Below are 25265 nucleotides of genomic sequence, written 5' to 3'. Positions count from 1 at the left end.
TCAGATAGCGTTAACGGCCTTTTACGTACTTATTTAATAGCTTAAGTGCGCCAAAATGCTGGGGTAAATAGTACCAGCAAGGTAAAAATTTCTAAACGCCCAAACAACATAGCAACGATAAGCACCCATTTACTAAAATCATTTATCTCAGCAAAATTTGCCGCGACTTGCCCTAGCCCTGGGCCTAAATTATTTAAACAGGCAGCTACTGCGGTAAATGCTGATATATCTTCCATACCCGCAGCAAGTAGTAACAACATACAAATGACGAATACCGCTGCATAAGCAGAAAAGAACCCCCATATGGCTTCAACCACACGGTTCGGTAAGGCTTTTTTGCCTAATTTAATGGTAAACACCGCCTTTGGATGTACGAGTTTATTTAACTCTCGTAGACCTTGTAAATATAGTAATAGCACGCGAATAACCTTCATACCGCCACCTGTACTGCCGGCACAACCGCCAATAAAACTCGAGAATATTAATAATATCGGTAACAAAGTTGGCCAGTTTGAAAAGGCCACTTCACCAGAAGACGTTGCGGCAAAACCTGCTGTCGTGCTGATGGAAACCGCGTGAAAAAGTGCTTGCTCAAAGTTATCAAAACCAGACTGGTAAATATTAAAGCTCATCAGTACCGCAAAACAAACTAAAGTAAGCACTAACTGAATACCTAAAAAAGCCTTAAATTCAGAATCATAAAAGTAACTGCGTAAAGAACGGCTATTAACGACAGCAAAGTGCAAAGCAAAATTTACCCCGGCAATGAGTAAAAAGAACACACAAATAAAGTTAATTAATGGGCTATCAAAGTACCCCATGCTTAAATCGTGAGTCGAAAAGCCACCAATGGCAATAGTAGAAAATGAATGGCATATTGCATCAAATAAGTTCATACCTGCCGCCCAGTAACTCAAGGCACAGGCAATAGTTAATGTGACATAAATTAACCATAAATGCTTTGCGGTGTCAGCAATACGCGGGGTCATTTTTGAATCTTTTACTGGCCCCGGGGTTTCAGCACGGTATAGCTGCATGCCACCAATACCTAACATAGGTAAAATAGCAACCGCGAGCACAATAATCCCCATGCCACCAAGCCATTGCAATTGCTGACGATACCAAAGTACGGCATGCGGTAAGCCATCAATTTGCGTTAAAATAGTGGCGCCAGTAGTAGTTAAGCCAGAAAATGATTCAAAGAATGCATCAGCAATAGAAAGATTAGGTTCATCGAGTAAGAGCAAAGGCACCGCTGAGAAACTTGCCAGTACGGTCCAAAACAGCACAACAATCAGAAAGCCCTCGCGCGCCCTTAAATCGCCCTTTTCTGCTCGATTAGGATACCAAGACAATAAGCCAGCAAATAGACAAAAGACAAATGCCATTAAAAATGAAACACCACCGCCATCTCGATACAAAAGAGAAATAAATGCAGGCGGCAGCATAGTAACGCTTAGCAGCGCAACTAATAGCCCTAGTATTCGAATAATATTTTTAATTTGCACAGCTGTTTATTATTTTTTAGTTAATGTCTTTTTCAATTACAGGTTGTAATTTTAATTGCCCTGAAGACAATGTTTGCAAATGCTGCTGAAAGCTATTCTGTTTCTCTTCAGGTAGCGCAAGTGTTAATAATACATCTTCATTGTAATCTTGCTTTATAATCTCGCCACCTATCTGCTCAAGAAAATATAAAACATCGTTCACTTGTGTATATTGACACGCTAAGGTTTTGCGCACCATAGGAATTTTCAGTTTTGTCGTTAAAAGCGTTAATGCTTGTTTAACGCTACTACCGTATGCTCGCTGCAAACCGCCGGGCCCTAATTTAGTACCACCAAAATAACGTACAACAACGGCACAAAGCTCGCCTATATTACTGCCCATCAGCATACTTAGCATAGGTTTTCCAGCTGTGCCTGAGGGTTCACCGTCATCTGAAAAGCCATAGAGTTGACTGTTTTCTGAACGACCCGCAATAAAAGCATAGCAATGATGATTAGCTTGCGGATGCAACGCCTGTAGTTCTTTAATAAACGCCTTAGCCTGTGCGCTACTTGAACATGGCTTTAAATAACAAATAAAGCGGCTACGAGTTACTATCATTTCATCGATAACTTCTTCAGCCGCCACTAAGTATGGTGTAGACACAGTTTTTCGCTTAACCTAACTCAAGTTCTCGAGTCATATTTTCGTTATGCGATTGATGAACAATAATATTGTCCTCTATGCGAATACCGCCAAATGGGCGCATGGCATCAACATTTTGCCAATTGACCATTGCTGCATTTGTTGATTTTTTTAAGTCGGCAAGCAATGAATCAATAAAGTATAGGCCTGGCTCAATGGTAAATACTTGATTTGCTTCAATGACCCGAGATGTTCTTAAAAATGCATGCTGCTCTGGCGTATTAACATGAGTGCCACGTTCATCTGCCATAAAACCACCAACATCATGAACTTGCAATCCTAAGTGATGACCCAAGCCATGTGGGAAGAAGGTTGAAATGATGCCACTTTCTACCGCAGTATCAACATCAACATTGATAAAATCAAACTCACGCAGCACATTTCCGATATCTCTGTATGTCGCGATATGCAAATCAACATAACTGACACCAGGTTTTAAACCATCTACCGCTTTTAGCATCAACTCGTCCATACGAGCAATTAGCTCAGCAAAGCGGTCGCGTTTAAAAGAGTAAGTTCTGGTGATATCTGAGGCGTAACCATGGAAATTGGCGCCGGCATCTAACAAAAACGAACGATGAGCTTGTGGGACACCGCGCTCTAATGCGGTGTAATGTAATATTGAGGTGTTTTCATTTAAGGCAACAATATTACCGTAAGGAGTTTCACTTTCAACATGTTGTGTCGCTTTTAGGTAAGCCTGTTGAATATCATACTCAGAAGCACCATCAAAAAACGCTGCTTTCGCCGCTTTATGACCATTTACCGCGATAGCATTTGATTTACGCATACACTCTTGCTCGTAAGGCGTTTTATAAGCACGATGAAAATGTAAATAGTTAATTAATGGCTCAGGATTAATCTGTTCAAAACCTAACGCTTTAGCCACCTCGATATGCGCGCCAATATACGCAAAGCCCTTTTTGTCGTAAGGCAGTAATTTATCTACTTCGCTGGCATTTTTAAGTATTTTAATCTCAAAAAAATCATTCCAATAGTTATCCGCTAGTTCAATTACTTTATGCCAAAAATCTACTGGCTGATAATAAATCAAGGTTGGTTTATCGCTGCCATTAGCGATTAACCAACAATTAGGAATATCAACTAATGGTAGCCAAGCCTTAAAATGTGGATTCACGCGAAACGGGTAACTGTTATCATCCAAGAACGCTTTAATCTCCTGTCCTGAATGAATCACTACGCCATCAAGGTTTTCTCTTGAAAGTGCGGCTTGCGTTCTTTTTTGCAACTCAACGGCATGAGCTGGGTATAACTTGGCTAATGTATTCATCTAGTTTATCTCTGTATTTCTATTGGCGTATTATAACGCTTTTACCTGCCTAGTTAGGACATTTATTTCTTGCTGATATTCATAGCAATAATTTGATCAAATAATGACTTTTTTGAGCCAACTTTTTGCTGATATATTTGCTGATAAGCAAGAACACTTTTTACATATTCTCGAGTTTCTTTAAATGGTATGGTTTCAATCCAAACATCAGCAGGCAGTGACTTAGTGTTTTTTAACCAGCTTTTTACTCGATACGGACCAGCATTATAGGCGGCGGTTGCCAGCACCTGATTACCGTCATGACGGTCGAGTAAATTACGTAAATATTTAGTTCCTAATTTAATATTACTTTTTGCATCAAGTAACTCTCTTGTTGATACTTTTTTACGTGCCAACTGTTTTGCTGTGCCCGGCATAACTTGCATTAGTCCTTTCGCTCCTGCTGATGAGTTAGCGTCTGACATAAAAGAGCTTTCTCTACGGGCAATGGCAAATGCCCACGCAGGGTTAATTTTTTGATGACCGGAATAATGCTTAATTTCTTTTTCGAACCCTAACGGAAAACGCAAATTAACATCATCAAGGTAACCAACCTTCGCCAACGTAAAAATGGCTCTGTCATACCATTGCATTTCATTGGCAATTTTTGAAGCGACTAATTTATCGCGTTCATTCAATTTAGATAACCAATAATTCCACTCTTTACGTGCATGATGAAAACGACCAATAGCAAACAACTCAAAAGCCCTTTTTGCCGCTGGGCTTTCAAGAATAAGCGCTTTTTCATCTGGTGTGATTTCTAATGGCTTATTTTGAAAGTTTGCCGGCTGATTTAAAAAACTTGCGGCTAAAAAACCATAATAATGACGACTTTGTGCAAGTTCGTTTAATTGCTTATTGCCAGCTTCTACCTCATCGGTTGCCAATAAGCTTCGGCTAAACCAATAACGCCATTGCAAACTTTCTTGCGTTTTCTTCGGTAACTTTAATAGTTTTGCTTTAATATTTGGCCAGTTTTGCTCGCGTAGTGCATCCGTTATATACCACTGCGTAAGGCTACGACTAAATAAATCTTCATCAACTTTATCAAGCCAACTATGGGCTTGGTCATGATTCTTACTCGACAAGGCTATCGCAAATTTAAGTGTGATCTGCTGATGCTGCTGCTTAGTAAAGGGTAGTAAGCTTTTTGCAACTTCATAGGTATCAAGCGCTTCTTTTGGCGAACGCCAAATTAATCGTTTAAGGCCATAAGTAACAATAGTCGCCGCTTTTTCTGACTTGTTTTTAAATTTTGACAAGCGCTTCACATAACTTGGATCTCTTCGTACTTTATGCCATAAGCTCGCAAGGTATTGCTCATTAGCTGGCAATAGCTTAGTTAAATAAGGGATTAAGGTATGCTTACCACCATCAGCAGCTAGCGCAATACGCTGCCATACTAGCTCGTTCGTTCTGTACCCAGCCTTCTGCCACTGCTTAAATAAAGGATCACACACCTTAGGTTGTGATTTACCTACCAACCACAGTTTGGTTACTTTTGGTAAAACCCGAGATGGAGCAACACCAGTTTGTAATTGAAAACGGTAATACTGGCAGGTTAATTCAACATTGCTAGTGGCTTTAAAATAGTTTTGAAATAGCATCGGCTTTTTTCGTTTCGCCAAGTAATTTAACCATTTTTTTCGTAACGGCCAATCTAATGGCGTATTTTCATACTTGCTAAGAAAGTCACCAATTTCTGTTGCTGATGATAATTTCATTCTTGTCATTAAGCGCTTTTGATCTAAATATGGCTGTAATGGGTAGTAATGTAACTGATCATATAAACTTTGATAGGTGCTGGAACTGGCATTCCAAATTTGTTTTTCCGCTTGTAAGAATGTTTTGCGCTGACTGTTTTCATCAGCTGCTAACGATAATGAACTAGGAAAGAGGCAACAAAGAAAAACAGCTTTTATACAGCCAGTTAAGCTAGGGAATATATTTTGCGGCATTGGGGGGCCTTGGGAAAAAATGCATAACTCAATTATTCACTCATAAAATAACAAAGCAAGTTTAATCAAAGATATTATCGCTTAAATTGTAAAAAATCCTGTAAATTTTGATATCAGTTAATTCATTCTTAAGGAAAATTTAAAAAAAGCTTAATTACAGTTGCGTCATGATAATTTAAAGATAAACTTAGCAAATATTTTTAGGTGTAATTAATAGTATATTGAATTATTCATTTCAGATGATAATTAGTTCAGTTGAAATAAGGTAGATAATGAGCAAGGCATCATATCCTAAAGCAGATCACCAATTAGATGCCCTTGGACTACGATGTCCAGAGCCTGTAATGATGGTGCGCCAGAAAATTAGAAAGATTAACATCAATGATACTTTGCTTGTGATTGCTGATGATCCCTCAACCGCTCGCGATATTCCAAGTTTTTGTCGCTTTATGGAACATCAACTTGTTGAACAACAAACCCAGGAACTTCCTTTTCATTACCTTATTAAGAAAGGTTTATAGCTTACTTATTTTCTGAAAATAAAAAAGGAATGCGCAATGCATTCCTTTTTTGTATCCATGATAAACAGTATCAGAAAATAACGTTATTGCAGTAAAGATATATCTGCTATGTTCAAGAAGCTATCGCGGATTTTGCTTAACAAGGTTAAACGGTTTGTTTTAACTTGCTCGTCATCTGCCATTACCATAACGTTATCAAAAAAGTTATCTATCGGCTGTTTTAACGTTGCCAACTCTGCCAAAGCATTTTGATAATCTTTATTCGCCATCAATGGTAACACTCTAACCTTAACTTCGGCGAAGGTCGCAGCAAGTTCTTTTTCTTCTGCTTCTGAAGCTAGGTCTTGATTGAACTCAGAAAATAGTTCACCTTTAAATTTGACTAAAATATTACCAACACGTTTATTCGCTGCTGCTAACGTCGTTGATTCAGCTAAGGTTTTAAAGTGAGTCACGGCGTGGATACGCTTATCAAAATCTAAAGGCTTAGAAGGTGCGTTGGCTAAAACCGCTTGAATTACATCAACAGAGATATTTTGGTCTTGGTAATAAGCGCGATAACGGCCTAAGATAAAGTCTAAAACCTGTTTAGCAACATCTTGGTTAGATAGCTTGTCTTGGTATAACTCGACACTTTTGGCAATAAGCTCTGCAATATCAAGGTTGAGCTGTTTCTCAATGATTATACGGATCAAACCAATCGCAGCACGACGAAGCGCAAATGGGTCTTTATCGCCTTTTGGTGGTTGGTTAATACCAAAAATACCCACTAAAGAATCAACTTTGTCTGCAATAGCAACGGCACAGCCAATCGTTTGTTCAGGTAAGGCATCACCTGCATAACGAGGACGGTATTGATCTTCCAATGCCTGAGCAACTGCCTCCGGCTCACCATCATGCTGAGCGTAGTATTTACCCATAGTTCCTTGAACTTGTGGGAACTCAAGTACCATATCAGACATTAAATCGGTTTTACTTAGCAAACCTGCTCGGTAAGCTAAGGTTTTATCATCGCCAATTTTCTCTGCAACAAACTCACTTAAATTCGCAATTCGTTCTGACTTTGCTTTTACCGTGCCTAGCTGCTTTTGGAATAAAACCGACTCTAAACTAGCTAACCTAGACTCAAGTGTTTGTTTTTTATCTGTTTTAAAGAAAAATTCAGCATCAGCCAAACGAGGACGAATAACCTTTTCATTTCCTTTGATAACTTGGCTAGGGTCTTTACTGGCAATATTTGAAACAAAAATGAATTTATTCAATAACTTACCTTCAGGATTAGTTACTGGGAAGTATTTTTGATGATCTTTCATTGAATAAATCAATGGTTCCGCTGGCACATTAAGAAACTCTTCATCGAAGCTTCCAACTAATACAACCGGCCATTCTACAATTGAAGTTACTTCATCAAGTAATTCTTCATCCGGTAAAGCAACACCACCTAATTCTTTTGCTGCAGCATTAATTTGCGCTAAAATCGTTTGCTTACGTTCTTCATAATCAACCACAACGTGCGCTTCACGCAATATGGCTTCGTAATTATCGGCATGATTAATCGCCACTAACCCGTGGTGATGAAAACGATGACCAGTAACTAAGTTGTTTGACTTTACAGTTAATGTTTCACCGGCAATAATTTTTTCGCCATAAAGCATAGTTAAAGTATGCACTGGACGAATAAATTGTGTTCTGCCTGAGCCCCAACGCATAGGCTTAGGTACAGGTAATTTATTAATAGCAAAGTTAACCATGTCAGGAATCAATTGTTCAACCTGCTTACCTTGCTCTACCATTTTATGTAGAAGCCATTCGCCTTTGTCTGTTACTAAGCGCTCAGCATCAGCAACAGTAATGCCATTTGAACGAGCCCATCCTTCTGCTGCTTTACTGGCATTACCTTCTGCATCAAAGGCAACATTGACAGCCGGACCACGCTTTTCAATGGCTTTATCTGCTTGGCAAGCTATTAGACCTTCAACCTTAACAGCTAAACGTCTTGGTGTGGCGTACCAGTGAATGTCGCTATAAGAAAGCTCAGCGTTATCTAACTGTACTTTTATTTGCTCGTAAAACGTTGTTGCTAATGTTTTAAGAGATTTTGGTGGTAACTCTTCAGTACCTAATTCAATGAGTAGAGTTTCAGTAGTCATTATGCTTGTCCCTCTGCTGGTGCGCCATTGGCATTATTGTTTTTACATAGAGGGAAACCAAGCTCTTCTCGTTTCGCATAGTATGCCTCGGCACAGGCTTTAGATAATGCTCTAACTCTTAAAATATAACGCTGACGCTCAGTAACTGAAATTGCGTGTCTAGCATCAAGTAAGTTAAAGGCATGTGACGCTTTCATTACTTGCTCATAAGCTGGCAATGCCAATCCTTCTGCAATAAGTTTTTCACTAACCGCTTCACATTGATCGAAAGTTTTAAACAGGTCTGCAACGTCGGCATGTTCAAAATTGTAAGTTGATTGTTCCACTTCATTTTGGTGGAAAACATCGCCGTAAAGTACTTTGCCCATAGGGCCATCTGTCCAGACAAGGTCATAGATGCTATCAACATTTTGAATGTACATAGCCAGACGTTCTAAGCCGTAAGTAATTTCGCCGGTAACTGGAGCACATTCTATACCGCCCACTTGTTGGAAATAGGTAAATTGGGTTATTTCCATGCCGTTTAACCAAATTTCCCAGCCAAGGCCCCAAGCACCTAAAGTTGGCGATTCCCAGTTATCTTCTACAAATCGAATATCATGGACTAATGGATCAATGCCCATTTCTTTTAACGAGTTTAGGTACAACTCTTGAATATTGTCAGGCGAAGGTTTTAGCATAACTTGAAACTGGTAGTAGTGCTGCAATCTATTCGGGTTCTCACCATAACGGCCATCTGTTGGACGTCGACATGGTTGAACGTAGGCACTGCTCATTGGTTCTGGACCAATAGAGCGTAAGAACGTCATTGGATGAAATGTTCCAGCCCCTACTTCTAAATCTAATGGCTGAACTATTACACAGCCCTGGCGTGACCAATAATCTTGCAATTGCAATATTAGTCCTTGAAAGGTCTTTATATTAAACGTACTCATGAGAATCCGAATTTTTGGTTATATTTTGTCAAATAAGGCTAATTATACCTATTGTCACTTTATTAGCCTAGTGTCCTTGCTTCGATGTTTGAAATATATTCAATTTAAAAATACTCATGCTGCTTCAAAGCTCATGGGTAATTGCAAGGTTAGAAACAAAAAATGCCCGATATGGTGACCGGGCATTTTTTATCTGTTTTTTAAAAACTATACGTCTAAGTTTGCAACCTTAAGGGCATTCTCTTCAATAAAGTGTCTACGCGGTTCTACATGATCACCCATTAAGGTATTAAATAGTTGATCCGCAGCAATAGCATCTTCAATGGTTACTTGTAGCATTCTGCGCGTTTCAGGGTCCATGGTGGTTTCCCATAATTGGTCTGGGTTCATCTCACCTAGTCCCTTATAGCGTTGAATGTATTGACCACGTTTTGATTCTGCCATTAACCAGTTTAGTGCTTCTTCAAACTCTAATACGGGTTTTATTTTTTCACCACGTTTGACATAAGCGCCTTCTTCCATCAGGCCATTAATGGCTTTATTTAAAGCTTGAATTGCTTCAAATTCTTTTGACTCAATAAAGTCGTAACCACAGTCATAGCAAGTATCTATACCATGTTTACGAACATTGAAGCTTGGGTAATAAATATTACGTTCATGGTCTTGCTTAACTTCAACGGTATAAATAGAGCCATTACCATCTTGATCATCTAATTGCTTAAGCAAGCTTGCTGTCCATGATTCTACTTTATCTTTGTCATTAAATTCTTCGTTACTAATGACATCACCGTAGATCATTTTTTCAAGAATATCAGCAGGAATTAAGCGTGATACACGTTTTATCGTTTCATGCGTTTTACGGAACTGGTTAACTAGCTGCTCCAATGGCAAGCCTGATAGTGCTGGAGCAGATTCATTCACGTGAACCTCAGCATTTTCTAGTGCTAATGTTGTTAGGTATTCAGTTAGCCCTTCATCATCTTTAATATAGCGCTCTTGCTTACCTTTTTTTACTTTGTACAAAGGTGGCTGAGCGATATAGATGTAGCCACGCTCCATAATTTCAGGCATTTGACGATAAAAGAAGGTTAATAATAAAGTACGTATATGAGAACCATCGACATCAGCATCGGTCATGATGATGATACTATGATAACGTAATTTGTCAGGGTTATATTCATCGCGGCCAATACCACAACCTAAAGCAGTAATTAAGGTTCCGACCTCTTGAGAAGATATCATTTTATCAAAACGAGCTTTCTCAACGTTAAGAATTTTACCTTTCAACGGAAGTATTGCTTGGTTTTTACGGTTACGTCCCTGCTTGGCTGAACCGCCAGCAGAGTCCCCTTCCACAATATATAGTTCTGAGAGTGCCGGATCTTTTTCCTGACAATCAGCTAATTTACCAGGTAAACCAGCGATATCTAACGCACCTTTACGTCGTGTCATTTCCCTTGCTTTACGAGCTGCTTCACGAGCGCGGGCCGCATCAACAATCTTCATAATAATGGTACGTGCTACCGCAGGTTTTTCCAATAGATATTCACCTAACTTCTCGCCCATAGCTTGTTCAACAGCTGTTTTAACTTCTGAAGAAACAAGTTTATCTTTAGTTTGAGAAGAGAATTTAGGATCAGGAACTTTAACCGATATTACAGCCGTTAAGCCTTCACGAGCATCGTCTCCAGAAGCACTGGTTTCTGTACTACCACCTTTTTTAGTTTTATTTAAACCTTCTTTAACCATGTAACTATTAAGCGTACGGGTTAATGCGGTTCTAAAACCACTTAAGTGAGTACCACCATCTCGTTGTGGAATGTTATTGGTAAAACAATGGATACTTTCTTGGAAGCCATCGTTCCACTGCATAGCAACTTCTACAACAATGCCGTCTTCTCGCTCTAAATCGAAATAGAATATTTCATCATTTACAGGGGTTTTATTGGTATTTAGGTAGTCAACAAATGCTTGAATACCACCATCAAAATGGAAGTGATCTTCTTTACCTTCTTCACGCTCATCAATAAGTTTAATTGATACACCTGAATTCAAAAACGATAGTTCACGAATTCTTTTTACCAGTAAGTCGTAGTGAAATAGCACATCTGAGAAGGTTTCTTCACTTGGCCAAAATCTTACTTCTGTGCCTGTTTTATCGCTTTCACCAACAACTTTTAACGGTTCTTGAGGCTCACCTGCACTATAGATTTGCTCGTATAATTTCCCTTCGCGGCGAATATTAAGTTTTAATTTACTACTTAATGCGTTTACTACAGAAATACCAACACCGTGTAAACCACCAGAAACTTTATAGCCTGAGTCTTCACCACCGAATTTACCACCCGCATGAAGTACAGTCATAATAACTTCCGCTGCAGAAACACCTTCTTCAGGGTGAATTTCTGTAGGAATACCACGACCATCATCTTTTACAGACACAGAGCCATCTAAGTGGATTTTAACAATAATATCACTACAGTGGCCTGCAAGAGCTTCATCAATCGAGTTATCCAACACCTCAAATACCATGTGATGTAGGCCCGTGCCATCATCGGTATCACCTATATACATCCCTGGTCTTTTGCGAACTGCATCTAAGCCTTTAAGTACTTTTATACTTGCCGAGTCATATTCATTTTCTATTGTCATAGCTTGTAGCCTACTCACTCATTACTGATAGTTTGCCATGTTTCACGTGAAACATTTTATAGTTTTCTTTTTGAGGAACGAGTTGTTCCACTGCTGTTTTATCTATTGCTGTTACAATAACCTGGCATTCAATTGCTGCTATTGCATTATTCAATAACGTTCTTGAATGGTTATCTAATTCAGCACCAACATCATCTATTAATAAAATTGGCTTTACTCGATTAACTCTTTCTATAAGTTTTGCTTGTGCAAAAGTTAATGCCAGTAAAAACAACTTTTGTTGGCCTCGTGATAATTGATTATCCAAAGAGGTCCCTTTTAAAACGAATCGTACATCAAATTTTTGCGCACCAAATAAACTATACCCAGTTGCCAGTTCTTTTTCTTGATACTGATTTAATACATCAATTAATGATTTTTTCGAATTCCACCCTTGCAGGTATTGAATTACTATATCATCAGATACCGACGGTAACATGATTTTTAGCCAAAAGCTTAACTCTTTGGTTAACTCATCAACATACTCAGATCTTAAATTTGCAATTTGTTGCGAGCTATCAGCAAAAACTTCCGTCCAATAACTTAATGTCGCTACGTCGGCTTTATTTCTTAAACAAGCATTACGTTGTTTAAGAATTCTAGAGAATTCTCTCCAGTGTTCTGAAAAGGAATGTTTCACGTGAAACAATCCCAAATCAATAAAGCGTCTACGTTGTTTTGGACCACCAAAAAAAAGTTTAAAACTTTCTGGTGTTATAACCTGTACCGCAACATTTTTAGCAAGAGCTGAAAACTTAGATTGCTTCTCGCCATCTATTCTTATTTCAGTACTAGCTACGCTGGTGTCAAAACCTTTTCTTACGCCAAGTTGACAACCTTTACCGGTTTTTGCACTTACGGTAAAAGTGATCTTTTCGTGCTGTAACAAATTATCTACTTTTGAACTACGAAAAGACTTGCCGTGCCCTAAGTAAAAAATAGCCTCTAATAAACTACTTTTGCCACTACCGTTATCGCCAATAATAAAATTAACATCTGAATGAAAATTTATTGAAGCACTTTCTATATTACGAAAATCTTGAATAAATAATTTACCAATACTCATTACAGTCGCATTGGCATCACTACATACAAGGCTTCACCTGACTCTCCACCTTCAATAACTACGCTACTGTTAGCATCCGCCAAAGTAAATTTAACGTCAGTTTCTTTAATTGCATTTAATACATCTAATACATAACTTACGTTAAAACCTATTTCGACTTCTTCATAAGGAAAATCAATTTCAATAACTTCTTCTGCTTGTTCTTGCTCAGGGTTATTGGCAGTTATCTTTAACTCTGTACTAGCAAAGTTAAGTCGAACACCTTTAAATTTTTCATTAGATAAAATAGAAGCACGAGATAGTACTTGCCTTAATTCGTCTTTATTAGCATTCAAAATTTTGTCACCGTTACGTGGTAACACACGACGGTAATCAGGAAAACGGCCATCAACTAATTTGCTGGTAAAAGAGAATTCAGTATCAATAATACGAACATGATTGGAGCCTAAAAATACTTGTACATTTTCATCAACCGGATCTAACAAACGAATAATTTCTAGAATGCCCTTTCGCGGTACAATCACTTGTCGAGATGGCAACTCAAGTTCTTGATTAGAAATTTTACAAATAGCTAAACGATGGCCGTCTGTTGCGACAGAACGAATTTCTTTTCCTTCAGTCTCAATCGACATACCATTTAAGTAATAGCGAACGTCTTGGTTTGCCATTGAAAAATGTGTACTTTCGATTAAACGAAGTAATTCCGATTTTAACAGTTTAAATTCAACATCCCCTTTCCATTGTTCAATATTTGGAAAGTCACTCGCTGGAAGGGTTGAAAGCGAATATTTACTTCGGCCAGTACTGATCTTAATAACATCATTATCAGATTCAAAAGTAAGCGTAGAATCATCAGGTAAACTTTTACAAATATCTAGCAGCTTACGAGCAGGAATCGTAACTTTTCCGTCTTCTGCTTGGTTATCAATAGTTGCATAGGCTACCATTTCAAGCTCTAAATCTGTGGCGGTCAAAGTAAGTGATTGCCCACTTACATCAAAAAGTATATTACCTAAGATAGGGAGTGTACTTTTTCGTTCAACTGCACCAGAAACCAACAATAAAGGTTTCAAGAGTAATTCTCTATTTAATGAAAATTTCATTTTTGACCCACTTTTAACTTACTTATTATTATGATGACAATGTTCTTGTTAAGTTTGAATAATCTTCTTTTATATCGTGCGATTCTTCGCGTAAGTCTTTAACTTTACGACAGGCATGCAATACCGTTGTATGATCTCGACCACCAAAGGCGTCACCAATTTCAGGTAAGCTATGGTTTGTTAGTTCTTTAGATAATGCCATCGCAATTTGACGAGGTCTAGCAACAGATCGATTTCTTCGTTTTGAAAGCAAATCAGCCACTTTAATTTTATAGTATTCAGCAACCGTGCGCTGAATATTATCTATAGTTACCAATTTATCTTGTAGTGCTAATAAATCTCTTAGCGCTTCTCTAACAAAATCAATTGTTATCGCCCGGCCAGTAAAATTAGCATTTGCGATCACTCGATTCAAGGCACCTTCAAGCTCACGTACATTAGAACGTAAACGCTTGGCGATAAAAAATGCCACTTCGTCCGCCAAGTTAATATGACTCTCTTCAGCTTTGCGTTTTAATATCGCCACTCGAGTTTCTAACTCGGGCGGTTCAATGGCAATAGTTAAGCCCCAGCCAAAACGAGATTTTAAACGATCTTCAACATCAACTTCTTTAGGATAACGATCACTGGTTAATATTATTTGTTGATTACCTTCAAGTAAAGCATTGAAAGTATGAAAGAATTCTTCCTGAGTACGATCTTTACCAGCAAAAAACTGAATATCATCAATTAATAATGCATCTACTGAACGGTAATATTGCTTAAATTTTTCCATAGCATTGTTTTGCAATGCTCGAACCATATCTTGCACAAAACGCTCTGAATGCATATAGGCAATTTTTGCATTGGGCTTATTGAGCAAAATACCATTACCTACCGCATGCAATAAATGGGTTTTACCTAAGCCTGTACCGCCATAAATAAATAAAGGGTTGTATGCTGCACCAGGATTATCAGCGACTTGAGAGGCAGCAGCACGAGCCAACTGGTTTGATTTACCTTCAACAAAATTATCAAAAGTATATTTAACTCTCACATTTGTGGTTTTTGGTAAATTACTTTCAGGCGCAGTAGATTCTTTATTCACGGCTTTACTGTTAGGTTGCACTCGCGTAATACTGTCTTGAACATTTGTCGCTTGATTAGGAATACTGCCAACATCGAAGCGCAATAAAGGTGGGTTTGCACTGTCTTGCATGCCTACAAGTTCATTAATACGATTAACATACTTATCTCTTACCCAATCAAGTACAAAACGATTTGGGGCATATAAAGTCATAATATTATCAGTCACCACACATTGCAGTGGACGGATCCACATACTAAATTGTTGTGCGGGTAATTCCTCTTGAAGAACAGACAAACATTTTTGCCACAGTGAATGATCCAACAACCGACTCCTGATAATGACTATGCTTTATAAATTTATTCACGCGTTAAAATTAACCGTCAGATAAAGAGCATAGAAAAAGATAATAATTTTTATAATAGCGCTATTATCACCATAGTTATCCACAACATCAATATTGACATTTCAATAAACACGTTTTATTTTCATTTTTTTTTAGCAAACTCAACAAAATTGCGCTTTTGCTAAGTTTTTAATAGCAATTTAATGCTAAAAAAATTTAAATATACTATTTAATTATTATCAATAAAATGGCCTATTCTTTGATTAAAAATTCATTTTTGTTATAAAACTGTGGATACTTTTCTGATCACAACGATCCCACAATGATCTTTTTAAAATAGCTAAAGAATAAACATTGACAAAGCTTGCTTCTCTATATAGAATTTCGCCTCATTTTTAGACCCAGTGTGCTCATGAAGGCTGTTTTGCCAGGGCAACAACAACAGACGGATTAGCGTAATGAAAAGAACATTTCAACCTAGTGTATTAAAGCGTAAGCGCAACCATGGCTTCCGTGCTCGCATGGCTACGAAAAACGGTCGTGCTGTAATTGCACGTCGTCGTGCTAAAGGCCGCGCAAGCCTTAGTGCTTAATTTTTTAACTCGAAGTTTAAGTTAAAAAATTGGTAACCAACATGGTTACTTATGAATTTAATCGGGAGTCTCGTCTTTTGACTCCCGGTCATTTTCAAGCTGTTTTTTCAAAACCTCTTCGTTTTGGCTCTAGCCACATCACAATTCTCGTCACACCAAATTCTGATAATAATAATCGCTTAGGTCTAGCCATAGCAAAAAAACGGGTTAAATTAGCTGTTCAACGAAATCGTATTAAGCGACAAATTCGTGAAAGCTTCCGTTTAAATCAACATAATCTGCCCCATATAGATATAGTTGTTATGGTAAAGTCGGGTACTGACAAACTCGAAAACAAAGAAATTAATCAGCAATTGGAAAAAATATGGCGAAAAATAATTCAGCGCCACAAAAAATAGCAATTACTTTGGTAAAAGCTTACCAGCGTTGGCTTAGCCCACTGCTTGGTCCTAATTGTCGATTCACGCCAACTTGTTCTTTTTATGCAATAGAAGCAATTAATCGCTTTGGTGTAATAAAAGGTTGTTGGTTAGCAGGCAAACGTATACTAAAATGCCACCCACTAAATGCGGGAGGACATGATCCCGTGCCACTATCAAAAAAAGAGAAATAAGACATTATGGAATCTCAACGCAGTTTTCTTTTTATTGCGCTTATGGTTGTTACCTATTTGTTATTTAACCAATGGCAAATGGACAATGCTCCAGTTATTGAGCAACCAGCAGTAACTCAACAAACAACCACAACAAACAGTAGCGGCGATTTTGTTCCTGAGTCTTCAGCGACAGCATCACCATTAGGTAATGAAACAACAACGTCAGCAAGTGCGACGGTTATTTCAGTTACTAACGACGTGTTAGCATTAAAAATTGATACCAATGGTGGTGACATCGTTGAAGCTAAACTTTTAAAGTTTGATACCGAGCAAGGCAATGGCATTCCATTTACCATATTACGAAATGACACAGATCGCTACGTAGCCCAAAGTGGTTTAACCGGTGCTCAAGGTTTAGACCGTGTTATTAAAGGTCGTCCTATTTATCAAACATCAGCAACCTCTTATCAAACATCATCAAATGAACCGTTAATGGTTGATCTAAACTATGTTGATACTGATGGTTTATCGGTAACTAAACGTTTTACGTTTAACCACAGCAGTTACGCCATTAATGTTGAATATATCGTCAAAAATAACGCTAGCACTCCAGCCAGTGTGCAAATGTATGGACAGTTAAAACAAACTACATTAATTGAAACATCAAGCGGACTAATTCCTACCTACAAAGGAACAGCATACTCAACAACTGAAGATGTTTACGAAAAATATGACTTTGATGATATTGAAGAAAGCAATCTAAATGTTTCTACTCAAGGTGGCTGGGTTGCCATGTTGCAACATTACTTTGTCTCTTCATGGGTGCCTGAAAAATCTGCAACCAATCAACTTTATAGCTTATATTCTACAAATAGAGATGCCATTATCGGTTTCAAAGCCCCGGCAATAACAGTTGAACCAAATAGCACAGCAACTACATCTGCAACATTTTATGTTGGACCGAAAGACCAGGACGTTTTAGAAAGCATCGAAGAAAACTTAGATCTTACTATTGATTACGGTTTCTTATTTATGATCAGCCAACCATTATTTTGGTTACTAATCAAAATTCAATCGGTTGTAGCAAACTGGGGTGTAGCAATTATTTGTATCACGCTAATAGTTAAAGGCGGCATGTACCCATTAACAAAAGCGCAATACACCTCAATGGCTAAAATGCGTAATTTACAACCTAAAATGACGCAACTTAAAGAACGCTTTGGTGATGACAGACAAAAAATGTCACAAGCCATGATGGAACTGTATCGTAAAGAGAAAGTGAACCCAGCTGGCGGTTGTTTACCATTACTCATTCAAATGCCAATATTCTTAGCGCTTTATTGGGTATTTTTAGAAAGTGTAGAATTACGTCATGCACCATTTATGCTGTGGATCCAAGATCTGTCGGCACAAGACCCTTTCTATATTTTACCAGTATTAATGGGTATCAGTATGTTCATCATGCAAAAGATGCAACCGATGACCGTACAAGACCCTATGCAACAAAAAATAATGCAATATATGCCGGTTATGTTCACGGTATTCTTTTTCTGGTTCCCGTCAGGACTAGTACTTTACTGGTTAGTGAGTAACATTATCTCAATTGTACAAATGAAAATAATATTCTCAGGCATGGAAAAAGCCAAAGCTAAGTAAGCTTGCATCTAATATCAAAAAGGTAGCTTATGCTACCTTTTTTTATGTCCAAACCTTGCTCAGACATCCTGTCTTACAAGGCATTAGTGTGCCCCTGCACGTCGATGAACGATATGCCATGATCACAAGAATGTGAATGAATGGCGATTGCCAGAAACCTTCTTAACCATAACAGCCTACAATAGATTTACTGACCTTTTCCCTACTAATTAACGATTATTCACGACAATTATTGGCTCTGCATTTCCAGTGACTAATTAACGGTTTATAATATCGCCAATTAAACAACTTACAGTTAACTGAGATTTTGTCATGACCAACCTTGCTTTTTCATCGAGCCAAAAAGAAACTATCGCAGCCCAGGCGACAGCCCCTGGACGAGGTGGCGTTGGTATCATCAGAGTTTCAGGTCCAGAAGTGAAAAATGTCGCTCAGGCTATTTTAGGTAAATTACCTGAACTAAGAAAAGCAGAATACTTAACGTTCAAAGATCAGCAAGGCCAAGCATTAGATCAAGGTATCGCACTCTATTTTAAAGGGCCAAACTCTTTTACCGGCGAAGACATTCTTGAACTACAAGGGCACGGTGGCCCAGTGCTGCTCGACATGTTGCTAAAAGAAATACTCTCCTTACCAAATGTTCGTATGGCAGGCCCGGGAGAATTTAGTGAGCAAGCCTTCCTTAATGACAAACTCGATTTAACTCAAGCAGAAGCCATTGCTGACTTGATCAACTCAAGCTCAGAGCAGGCGGCTCGCTGTGCCTTACATTCATTACAAGGTGACTTTTCCAAACTAGTTCACCAAATGGTAAATGATACGATTCATTTACGTATGTATGTTGAGGCTGCAATTGACTTTCCTGAAGAAGAAATAGACTTTCTCGCCGATGAAAAAGTTGTTAATGATCTTAAAGCCATTATCAATCAAGTGGCTGATGTTAAAAACAAGGCCCAACAAGGCAGTATCATTCGTGAAGGTATGCGCGTCGTTATCGCAGGGCGGCCAAATGCTGGCAAATCTAGCTTACTTAATGCTTTAAGTGGTAAAGACAGTGCCATAGTAACCGATATTGAAGGCACGACTCGTGACGTGCTATCAGAGCAAATTCATATCGACGGTATGCCGTTACACATAATAGATACCGCAGGGCTGAGAGAAAGTGCCGATAAAGTTGAGCAAATAGGCATAGAGCGCGCTTGGCAAGAAATAAATCAGGCCGATCGAGTATTACTCATGGTTGACTCATCAACAGATATAACGGTAGATCCTAAAACAGTATGGCCGGAATTTTTTGACAAATTGCCTGCCAACATTGGCCTAACAATTATTCGAAATAAAGCCGATATTAGCCAAGCAAAAACGGGTTACAGCGAACTAAACGACACGCCTACCGTAACATTATCAGCTAAAACGGGTCACGGTATAACGGCATTGACAGAACATTTGAAGCATATCATGGGTTATCAAGGTAGTACCGAAGGTGGCTTTATGGCACGACGACGTCATTTGGTTGCCCTTGAACAAGCGCACCAACACTTAGAAATAGGCTTAGAGCAACTAGAGTCCTATGTTGCTGGAGAGATATTGGCTGAAGAATTACGTTTTTGCCAACAAGAGCTCAATAAAATAACCGGTGAATTTACCAATGATGATTTATTAAGTCAGATATTTTCATCATTTTGTATCGGTAAATAAAACTAAAAAATTACATAAATTTCCGTTAAAAATAAAACAATAGGAGCATTAAATGAGCTCATTTCAAGTCATCGTTGGTAGTATGTTAGGCGGCTCAGAATATGTTGCCGAAGCCTGCGAAGAAACATTAACAGCACTTGGTCATGAGGTAGAATTACATTTTCAACCTGATTTAGCGCAAATAAACAGCGAAAATCAAACTTGGCTAGTTTGTACCTCTACACATGGTGCTGGTGACTACCCAGACAATATTCAAGCATTTGTCGCAGATCTTGAAAATTGTGATCAAGATCTATCCTCAGTAAAATTTTTAACTATCGGCATCGGCGATTCCAGCTATGATACTTTCTGCTTTGCCGCTAAAAATATAAATAAACTTTTATTATCAAAAGGTTGTACTGAGTTATTACCTTTAATCACCTTAGATATGAGCGAAGATATCGATCCAGAAGAGCGATCACAAAACTGGTTAAGTGAAAACAAAGATCATTTATAAGCTATTTACCCACGAGTTACTCACAATATAGGTACTAAAAAACAATTAATGTGCATAACTCTGGGTAAAAGCTATTAATTTTCTATTATTATTCAGTAGATATAAATATGACTTTATTCTACTGTGGATAACTAGCTATTTAGATCAAAGCTTATACTAGACTTGATCAAGCTTTGATCACAATGTTTTAGGTCAATTAATGCTTTGTAATATATAAGGAAAAAGCACTTATCAACAGAAGTAAAGGATCTTAATAAGTAATAATAACAAGATCTATTTAAAGATCTTTATATATTATTTAAGGATCAAGCTAAGATCTTTTCCTGAATTTGATCATTCCCCTGCGTCAAAAAAAGCGCTAAAATACCGCTCTTATTTTTTAAAGTTAAACCAAACGAAGGTTATTAATTTATGTGGTATCAAGAGTCTTATGACGTCATTGTTGTTGGTGGTGGACATGCTGGAACAGAAGCATCCCTTGCTGCAGCTCGCATGGGATGTAAAACCTTACTGCTAACTCATAACATTGATACCCTTGGTCAAATGTCTTGTAACCCTGCTATAGGCGGTATTGGCAAAGGACATTTGGTAAAAGAAATTGATGCACTAGGTGGTTTAATGGCAACGGCAGCTGATCATGCAGCGATCCAGTTTAGAACCTTAAATGCCAGCAAAGGCCCTGCTGTACGTGCTACGCGTATTCAAGCAGACCGGAGTTTATATCGAAACTTCGTGCGTAATTATTTGGAAAATCAGCCAAACCTAACCATATTTCAACAACCTTGTGATGATCTAATTTTAGAAAACAATAAGATCGTCGGTGTATCAACACAAATGGGTTTAAAGTTTAAAGCCAAAAGCGTTGTCTTAACCGTAGGTACTTTTCTTGCGGGACAAATTCATATTGGTTTGAATAATTATCAAGGTGGCCGAGCGGGTGATCCAGCCAGTGTGAATTTAGCAGCACGTTTACGTGATATGCCATTTCGTATGGATCGTTTAAAAACGGGTACACCGCCGCGTTTAGATGCTCGAAGCCTTGATTTTTCTGTAATGGAAGAACAGCCAGGAGATGATCCTCGACCAGTGTTTTCATTTATGGGATCGGGTAATGATCATCCTGAGCAAGTATCTTGTTTTATCACTCATACTAACAAGAAAACCCATGAAATTATTCAATCTGGTTTAGACCGCTCACCAATGTATACTGGCGTTATCGAAGGTATTGGTCCAAGGTACTGCCCTTCAATTGAAGATAAAATTCATCGCTTTGCTGAAAAAGATAGCCATCAAATTTTTGTTGAGCCTGAAGGCTTAACGACTCACGAAATATACCCTAACGGTATATCAACAAGTCTGCCATTTGATGTGCAAATGGATCTTGTGCGCTCGATCAAAGGTTTTGAGAATGCTCATATCACGCGTCCGGGCTATGCCATTGAATATGACTTTTTCGATCCTCGAGATTTAAAACAAACGCTTGAAAGTAAATTTGTTGAAAATTTGTATTTTGCTGGCCAAATAAATGGCACTACAGGTTATGAAGAAGCCGGTGCACAAGGGCTGTTAGCTGCAACCAATGCCGCGGCACGTGTACAAGGCAAAGAAGAATTAGTATTAACCCGTGATCAAGCCTACATGGGCGTTCTTGTTGATGATTTAGCGACCTTAGGAACTAAAGAACCTTATCGTATGTTTACTTCTCGTGCGGAATACCGTTTATTATTACGTGAAGACAATGCCGATATTCGTTTAACGGAAAAAGGTCGAGAACTTGGCTTAGTTGATGATCAACGTTGGCAGCGTTTTAACGAAAAAATGGAAACAGTTGAAGTAGAACGTCAACGTTTACGATCGGTATGGGTGCAAAAGGATCATGCCGCAGCGCCACAAATAAATGAGTTATTAAAAACACCACTAAGCCGTGAAAATAATTTAGAAGATCTTGTTCGCCGTCCCGAAGTACGTTATGACGACTTAATGGCAATTGACGGTTTAGGTCCTCAGTTATCGGATAAGCAAGCAGCTGAGCAAATTGAAATTCAAATTAAGTACGCTGGCTATATTGATCGCCAGTTGGATGATATTGCGAAAAAGAAACGCCATGAAAATACTTTGATCCCAATGGATTTCGATTTTACTCAAATTTCTGGCCTTTCTAATGAAGTTGTTGCCAAGCTTACTGATGCTCGTCCAGAAACTATTGGTAAAGCTTCACGTATTTCTGGTATTACTCCTGCCGCAATTTCGTTATTATTGGTGTATCTGAAAAAACATGGTTTATTACGTAAAACCGCATAATAAACCAACACAATAATTAAGATTTCGCCTAATGACATTATCTGATCAGCTAGTAGCTCTAATAAATGAAACCTCGTTAGAGGTTTCTGATGAGCAAGTAGCTTTACTTATTCAATACGTTGAATTATTGAATAAGTGGAACAAAGCCTATAATCTAACCTCAATTCGTGATCCTAAAGATATGGTGATAAAACACCTTATGGATAGTTTAATGGTTGGGCCATTATTAGATGGTGAATCATTTATTGATGTTGGCACTGGCCCAGGTTTACCAGGAATTCCACTTGCCATCTTGTATCCTGAACGCAGTTTTGTATTATTAGACAGTTTAGGAAAAAGAATTACCTTTTTACGCCAAGTGGTATTTCAATTAAAACTTGAGAACGTGACACCCGTTAAAGCTCGTGTTGAACAGTATCATCCCGAGCAACCATTTGACGGGGTACTGAGTCGTGCGTTTTCGTCTTTACTTGATATGGTGACTTGGTGTGATCATCTTGTTAGTGCTGAACATGGAAAATTTTTAGCACTAAAAGGTCTTTATCCAAATGATGAAGTAGCAGCTTTACCGAGCAATATTTCCGTTGCGAAAAGTCATACTATTGTCGTTCCTCGGTTAGAAGGTGAACGCCATTTGATTGAATTAGTTAAATCATAAATAATAATAAACTTTTGATCAGAAAAGTATTTGAGGATCCTGTGGGAAAAATAATCGCGGTTGCAAATCAAAAAGGTGGTGTTGGTAAAACAACAACCTCTGTCAATTTAGCGGCGTCGCTTGCCGCGACAAAACGTAAAGTTTTGCTAATTGATCTCGATCCTCAAGGCAATGCGACTATGGGTAGTGGTATTGATAAATATGAAGTACCAGCAACCTGTTATGAATTACTGATTGAAGAACGTCCTTTTGATGATGTTGTTTGTAAGAACACTGCCGGCGTATACGACTTAATTGCTGCCAATAGTGATGTTACCGCAGCAGAAATTAAGTTAATGGAAGTATATTCTCGCGAGCATAGATTAAAAAATGCCTTATCTAAGGTAAAAAGAGATTACGACTTTATTATTATTGACTGTCCACCGTCATTAAATATGTTAACCGTGAATGCCATGACTGCTGCTGATTCAGTGTTAGTGCCAATGCAGTGTGAGTACTACGCCTTAGAAGGTTTAACGGCGTTAATGGATACCATTTCGCAATTGACTTCGGTTGTTAACGGTAAACTTCATATCGAAGGTATTTTACGTACTATGTACGATCCTCGTAACCGATTAGCCAACGATGTTTCTGAACAATTAAAACGACACTTTGGTGATAAAGTTTACCGTACTGTTATTCCACGTAATGTTCGTTTAGCAGAAGCGCCAAGTTTTGGTGCTCCAGCTATGTACTATGATAAGTCATCGACGGGAGCCAAAGCCTACCTTGCACTCGCGGGGGAAATATTACGTCGAGCAGAACAAAATAAACAACTTAAACCGCAAGCTACAACCGAGCAAGGAACACTATGAGTCAAAGTAAACGCAGAGGTCTAGGTCGCGGTCTTGACGCCTTATTAACAACACCGGCAACTAATTCATCTGAAGAATCGGGTGTTGCAAATGAACTTGGTAACAAAAATACCGAATTACAGAATTTACCTATAGAGCAATTACATCCCGGTAAATATCAGCCCCGTAAAGATATGTCGGCTGAAGCATTAGATGATTTATCTAACTCAATTAAATCCCAAGGTATTATTCAACCTATTGTTGTTCGCCCTATTAGTGAGCACAGTTATGAAATTATTGCTGGTGAACGTCGCTGGCGTGCTGCTCAGATAGCTGAACTTGATATGGTACCTTGTTTAATCAAACAAGTGCCGGATGAAGCGGCAGTTGCTATCGCGCTTATTGAAAATATTCAGCGTGAAGACCTTAATGCCATGGAAGAAGCTATTGCGCTTGAACGCTTGTTAATTGAGTTTGAACTAACCCACCAAGAAGTGGCTGATGCGGTTGGTAAATCAAGAACAACAGTAACTAACTTACTACGCTTAAATAATTTAAATAGTGAAGTTAAAACTTTGCTTGAACATGGCGACATTGAAATGGGTCATGCTCGTGCTTTGTTAGCGTTAGATAACGATATTCAAACCAACACCGCCCGTGTAGTGGTTGCTAAAGAGCTAACTGTTCGAGAAACAGAAGCGTTAATTAAAAAAGTACAACAGCCACCAAAAGAGCCAAAAGAAAAAGTTATCGACCCTAACACTAAAGCGTTAGAGCAAAATCTTTCTGAGAAGTTAGGTTCGCAAGTTGTGATAAATCACAATAAGAAAGGTAAAGGAAAAATGGTCATCTCATACAGTGATCTGTCTGAATTAGACGGCATTGTATCTCGCTTTAACTCTTTCTAAGCCCTATCAATATTAATACAAGAGTAAGTAACTTTTATTGCAATAAAGTTGCTTACGCATTTCTACTTTTCCTATCGTCTTGGAAATAAAAACTGAAAGTTTTCACAATCGATTATACATTAGTCGTAATTTGTTCGTTTAGCGTTACATTTCGCACATTATCTGGGC

The 25265-nt window shown here is 38.3% G+C and carries 21 protein-coding genes; 11 read left to right on the top strand and 10 right to left on the bottom strand.

From position 1 onward, the window contains the following. Nucleotides 1-41: 41 nt before the first annotated feature. The 4 genes from AC27JP_RS06985 to AC27JP_RS06970 all read right to left on the bottom strand — a co-directional run bounded on the left by AC27JP_RS06985 (nucleotide 42) and on the right by AC27JP_RS06970 (nucleotide 5481). Complete coding sequence (locus AC27JP_RS06985; RefSeq protein ID WP_487113352.1) at nucleotides 42-1508, bottom strand: TrkH family potassium uptake protein; 1467 nt, start codon at nucleotides 1506-1508, stop codon at nucleotides 42-44. Between the two features lie 16 nt (nucleotides 1509-1524). Next, complete coding sequence (locus AC27JP_RS06980) at nucleotides 1525-2154, bottom strand: YigZ family protein (protein ID WP_487113350.1); 630 nt, start codon at nucleotides 2152-2154, stop codon at nucleotides 1525-1527. Between the two features lie 10 nt (nucleotides 2155-2164). Continuing rightward, the gene (gene pepQ, locus AC27JP_RS06975; RefSeq protein ID WP_487113348.1) at nucleotides 2165-3484 is read right to left on the bottom strand and encodes a Xaa-Pro dipeptidase; all 1320 of its coding nucleotides are present in this window, start codon (nucleotides 3482-3484) and stop codon (nucleotides 2165-2167) included. A 62-nt stretch (nucleotides 3485-3546) separates the two neighbouring features. Beyond that, the gene (locus tag AC27JP_RS06970) at nucleotides 3547-5481 is read right to left on the bottom strand and encodes a transglycosylase SLT domain-containing protein (RefSeq protein WP_487113346.1); all 1935 of its coding nucleotides are present in this window, start codon (nucleotides 5479-5481) and stop codon (nucleotides 3547-3549) included. A 272-nt stretch (nucleotides 5482-5753) separates the two neighbouring features. Here AC27JP_RS06970 and tusA point away from each other — a divergent pair, with 272 nt between their 5' ends. Continuing rightward, entirely contained in the window at nucleotides 5754-6002 is a 249-nt protein-coding gene (tusA, locus tag AC27JP_RS06965) for a sulfurtransferase TusA (RefSeq protein ID WP_487113344.1), read from the top strand. Nucleotides 6003-6085: 83 nt separating this feature from the next. Here the strand turns inward: tusA and glyS are convergent, their stop codons facing one another. From glyS to dnaA, 6 genes are all read right to left on the bottom strand, one after another. Next, complete coding sequence (gene glyS, locus AC27JP_RS06960) at nucleotides 6086-8152, bottom strand: glycine--tRNA ligase subunit beta (protein ID WP_487113342.1); 2067 nt, start codon at nucleotides 8150-8152, stop codon at nucleotides 6086-6088. Then, entirely contained in the window at nucleotides 8152-9087 is a 936-nt protein-coding gene (glyQ, locus tag AC27JP_RS06955) for a glycine--tRNA ligase subunit alpha (protein ID WP_487113340.1), read from the bottom strand. Before glyQ ends, glyS begins: the two co-directional genes overlap by 1 nt. Nucleotides 9088-9294: 207 nt before the next feature. Beyond that, the gene (gyrB, locus tag AC27JP_RS06950; RefSeq protein ID WP_487113338.1) at nucleotides 9295-11739 is read right to left on the bottom strand and encodes a DNA topoisomerase (ATP-hydrolyzing) subunit B; all 2445 of its coding nucleotides are present in this window, start codon (nucleotides 11737-11739) and stop codon (nucleotides 9295-9297) included. 10 nt (nucleotides 11740-11749) lie between these two features. Next, entirely contained in the window at nucleotides 11750-12844 is a 1095-nt protein-coding gene (gene recF / locus AC27JP_RS06945; RefSeq protein WP_487113336.1) for a DNA replication/repair protein RecF, read from the bottom strand. Then, complete coding sequence (gene dnaN, locus AC27JP_RS06940) at nucleotides 12844-13947, bottom strand: DNA polymerase III subunit beta (RefSeq protein ID WP_487113334.1); 1104 nt, start codon at nucleotides 13945-13947, stop codon at nucleotides 12844-12846. Before dnaN ends, recF begins: the two co-directional genes overlap by 1 nt. A 28-nt stretch (nucleotides 13948-13975) precedes the next feature. Next, a complete protein-coding gene (dnaA, locus tag AC27JP_RS06935; protein WP_487113332.1) occupies nucleotides 13976-15337 on the bottom strand; it encodes a chromosomal replication initiator protein DnaA in 1362 nt (453 codons plus the stop codon). Between the two features lie 480 nt (nucleotides 15338-15817). Between dnaA and rpmH the strand changes: the two genes are divergently transcribed. From rpmH to AC27JP_RS06885, 10 genes are all read left to right on the top strand, one after another. Next, entirely contained in the window at nucleotides 15818-15952 is a 135-nt protein-coding gene (gene rpmH / locus AC27JP_RS06930) for a 50S ribosomal protein L34 (RefSeq protein ID WP_033080930.1), read from the top strand. Nucleotides 15953-15993: 41 nt separating this feature from the next. Next, nucleotides 15994-16350 (top strand): ribonuclease P protein component, encoded by a 357-nt coding sequence (gene rnpA, locus AC27JP_RS06925; RefSeq protein ID WP_487113330.1) that lies wholly within the window; start codon nucleotides 15994-15996, stop codon nucleotides 16348-16350. After that, entirely contained in the window at nucleotides 16317-16565 is a 249-nt protein-coding gene (gene yidD, locus AC27JP_RS06920; protein WP_487113328.1) for a membrane protein insertion efficiency factor YidD, read from the top strand. Before rnpA ends, yidD begins: the two co-directional genes overlap by 34 nt. Before the next feature lie 6 nt (nucleotides 16566-16571). Next, nucleotides 16572-18203, top strand: a complete 1632-nt coding sequence (gene yidC / locus AC27JP_RS06915) for a membrane protein insertase YidC (protein WP_487113326.1) — start codon at nucleotides 16572-16574, stop codon at nucleotides 18201-18203. 312 nt (nucleotides 18204-18515) lie between these two features. Beyond that, on the top strand, nucleotides 18516-19901 hold the full coding sequence (gene mnmE, locus AC27JP_RS06910) for a tRNA uridine-5-carboxymethylaminomethyl(34) synthesis GTPase MnmE (RefSeq protein ID WP_487113324.1): 1386 nt from the start codon (nucleotides 18516-18518) through the stop codon (nucleotides 19899-19901). 52 nt (nucleotides 19902-19953) lie between these two features. Further along, nucleotides 19954-20397 (top strand): FMN-binding protein MioC, encoded by a 444-nt coding sequence (gene mioC, locus AC27JP_RS06905; protein ID WP_487113322.1) that lies wholly within the window; start codon nucleotides 19954-19956, stop codon nucleotides 20395-20397. A 411-nt stretch (nucleotides 20398-20808) separates the two neighbouring features. After that, nucleotides 20809-22698: a tRNA uridine-5-carboxymethylaminomethyl(34) synthesis enzyme MnmG gene (mnmG, locus tag AC27JP_RS06900; protein WP_487113320.1), complete on the top strand. Its 1890-nt coding sequence runs from the start codon at nucleotides 20809-20811 to the stop codon at nucleotides 22696-22698. 31 nt (nucleotides 22699-22729) lie between these two features. Continuing rightward, nucleotides 22730-23356: a 16S rRNA (guanine(527)-N(7))-methyltransferase RsmG gene (gene rsmG, locus AC27JP_RS06895; RefSeq protein WP_487113318.1), complete on the top strand. Its 627-nt coding sequence runs from the start codon at nucleotides 22730-22732 to the stop codon at nucleotides 23354-23356. A gap of 41 nt (nucleotides 23357-23397) precedes the next feature. Beyond that, nucleotides 23398-24210 (top strand): ParA family protein, encoded by an 813-nt coding sequence (locus tag AC27JP_RS06890; protein WP_487113316.1) that lies wholly within the window; start codon nucleotides 23398-23400, stop codon nucleotides 24208-24210. Then, the gene (locus AC27JP_RS06885; RefSeq protein WP_487113314.1) at nucleotides 24207-25097 is read left to right on the top strand and encodes a ParB/RepB/Spo0J family partition protein; all 891 of its coding nucleotides are present in this window, start codon (nucleotides 24207-24209) and stop codon (nucleotides 25095-25097) included. The genes AC27JP_RS06890 and AC27JP_RS06885 overlap by 4 nt, the downstream gene beginning before the upstream one ends. The last annotated feature ends 168 nt before the right edge of the window (nucleotides 25098-25265 follow it).

Source organism: Colwellia sp. SU-HH01172, assembly GCF_057553355.1.
Note: the sequence above shows the minus strand (reverse complement) of the source record. Positions and strands in the feature narration are given on the sequence as shown.

Excerpts from the sequence above, each read along its gene's own strand:
- pepQ (WP_487113348.1), bottom strand. The coding sequence starts at position 3,484 with ATGAATACATTAGCCAAGTTATACCCAGCTCATGCCGTTGAGTTGCAA.
- AC27JP_RS06970 (WP_487113346.1), bottom strand. The coding sequence starts at position 5,481 with ATGCCGCAAAATATATTCCCTAGCTTAACTGGCTGTATAAAAGCTGTT.
- tusA (WP_487113344.1), top strand. The coding sequence starts at position 5,754 with ATGAGCAAGGCATCATATCCTAAAGCAGATCACCAATTAGATGCCCTT.
- glyS (WP_487113342.1), bottom strand. The coding sequence starts at position 8,152 with ATGACTACTGAAACTCTACTCATTGAATTAGGTACTGAAGAGTTACCA.
- glyQ (WP_487113340.1), bottom strand. The coding sequence starts at position 9,087 with ATGAGTACGTTTAATATAAAGACCTTTCAAGGACTAATATTGCAATTG.
- gyrB (WP_487113338.1), bottom strand. The coding sequence starts at position 11,739 with ATGACAATAGAAAATGAATATGACTCGGCAAGTATAAAAGTACTTAAA.
- recF (WP_487113336.1), bottom strand. The coding sequence starts at position 12,844 with ATGAGTATTGGTAAATTATTTATTCAAGATTTTCGTAATATAGAAAGT.
- dnaN (WP_487113334.1), bottom strand. The coding sequence starts at position 13,947 with ATGAAATTTTCATTAAATAGAGAATTACTCTTGAAACCTTTATTGTTG.
- rpmH (WP_033080930.1), top strand. The coding sequence starts at position 15,818 with ATGAAAAGAACATTTCAACCTAGTGTATTAAAGCGTAAGCGCAACCAT.
- rnpA (WP_487113330.1), top strand. The coding sequence starts at position 15,994 with ATGGTTACTTATGAATTTAATCGGGAGTCTCGTCTTTTGACTCCCGGT.
- yidD (WP_487113328.1), top strand. The coding sequence starts at position 16,317 with ATGGCGAAAAATAATTCAGCGCCACAAAAAATAGCAATTACTTTGGTA.
- yidC (WP_487113326.1), top strand. The coding sequence starts at position 16,572 with ATGGAATCTCAACGCAGTTTTCTTTTTATTGCGCTTATGGTTGTTACC.
- mnmE (WP_487113324.1), top strand. The coding sequence starts at position 18,516 with ATGACCAACCTTGCTTTTTCATCGAGCCAAAAAGAAACTATCGCAGCC.
- mioC (WP_487113322.1), top strand. The coding sequence starts at position 19,954 with ATGAGCTCATTTCAAGTCATCGTTGGTAGTATGTTAGGCGGCTCAGAA.
- mnmG (WP_487113320.1), top strand. The coding sequence starts at position 20,809 with ATGTGGTATCAAGAGTCTTATGACGTCATTGTTGTTGGTGGTGGACAT.
- rsmG (WP_487113318.1), top strand. The coding sequence starts at position 22,730 with ATGACATTATCTGATCAGCTAGTAGCTCTAATAAATGAAACCTCGTTA.
- AC27JP_RS06885 (WP_487113314.1), top strand. The coding sequence starts at position 24,207 with ATGAGTCAAAGTAAACGCAGAGGTCTAGGTCGCGGTCTTGACGCCTTA.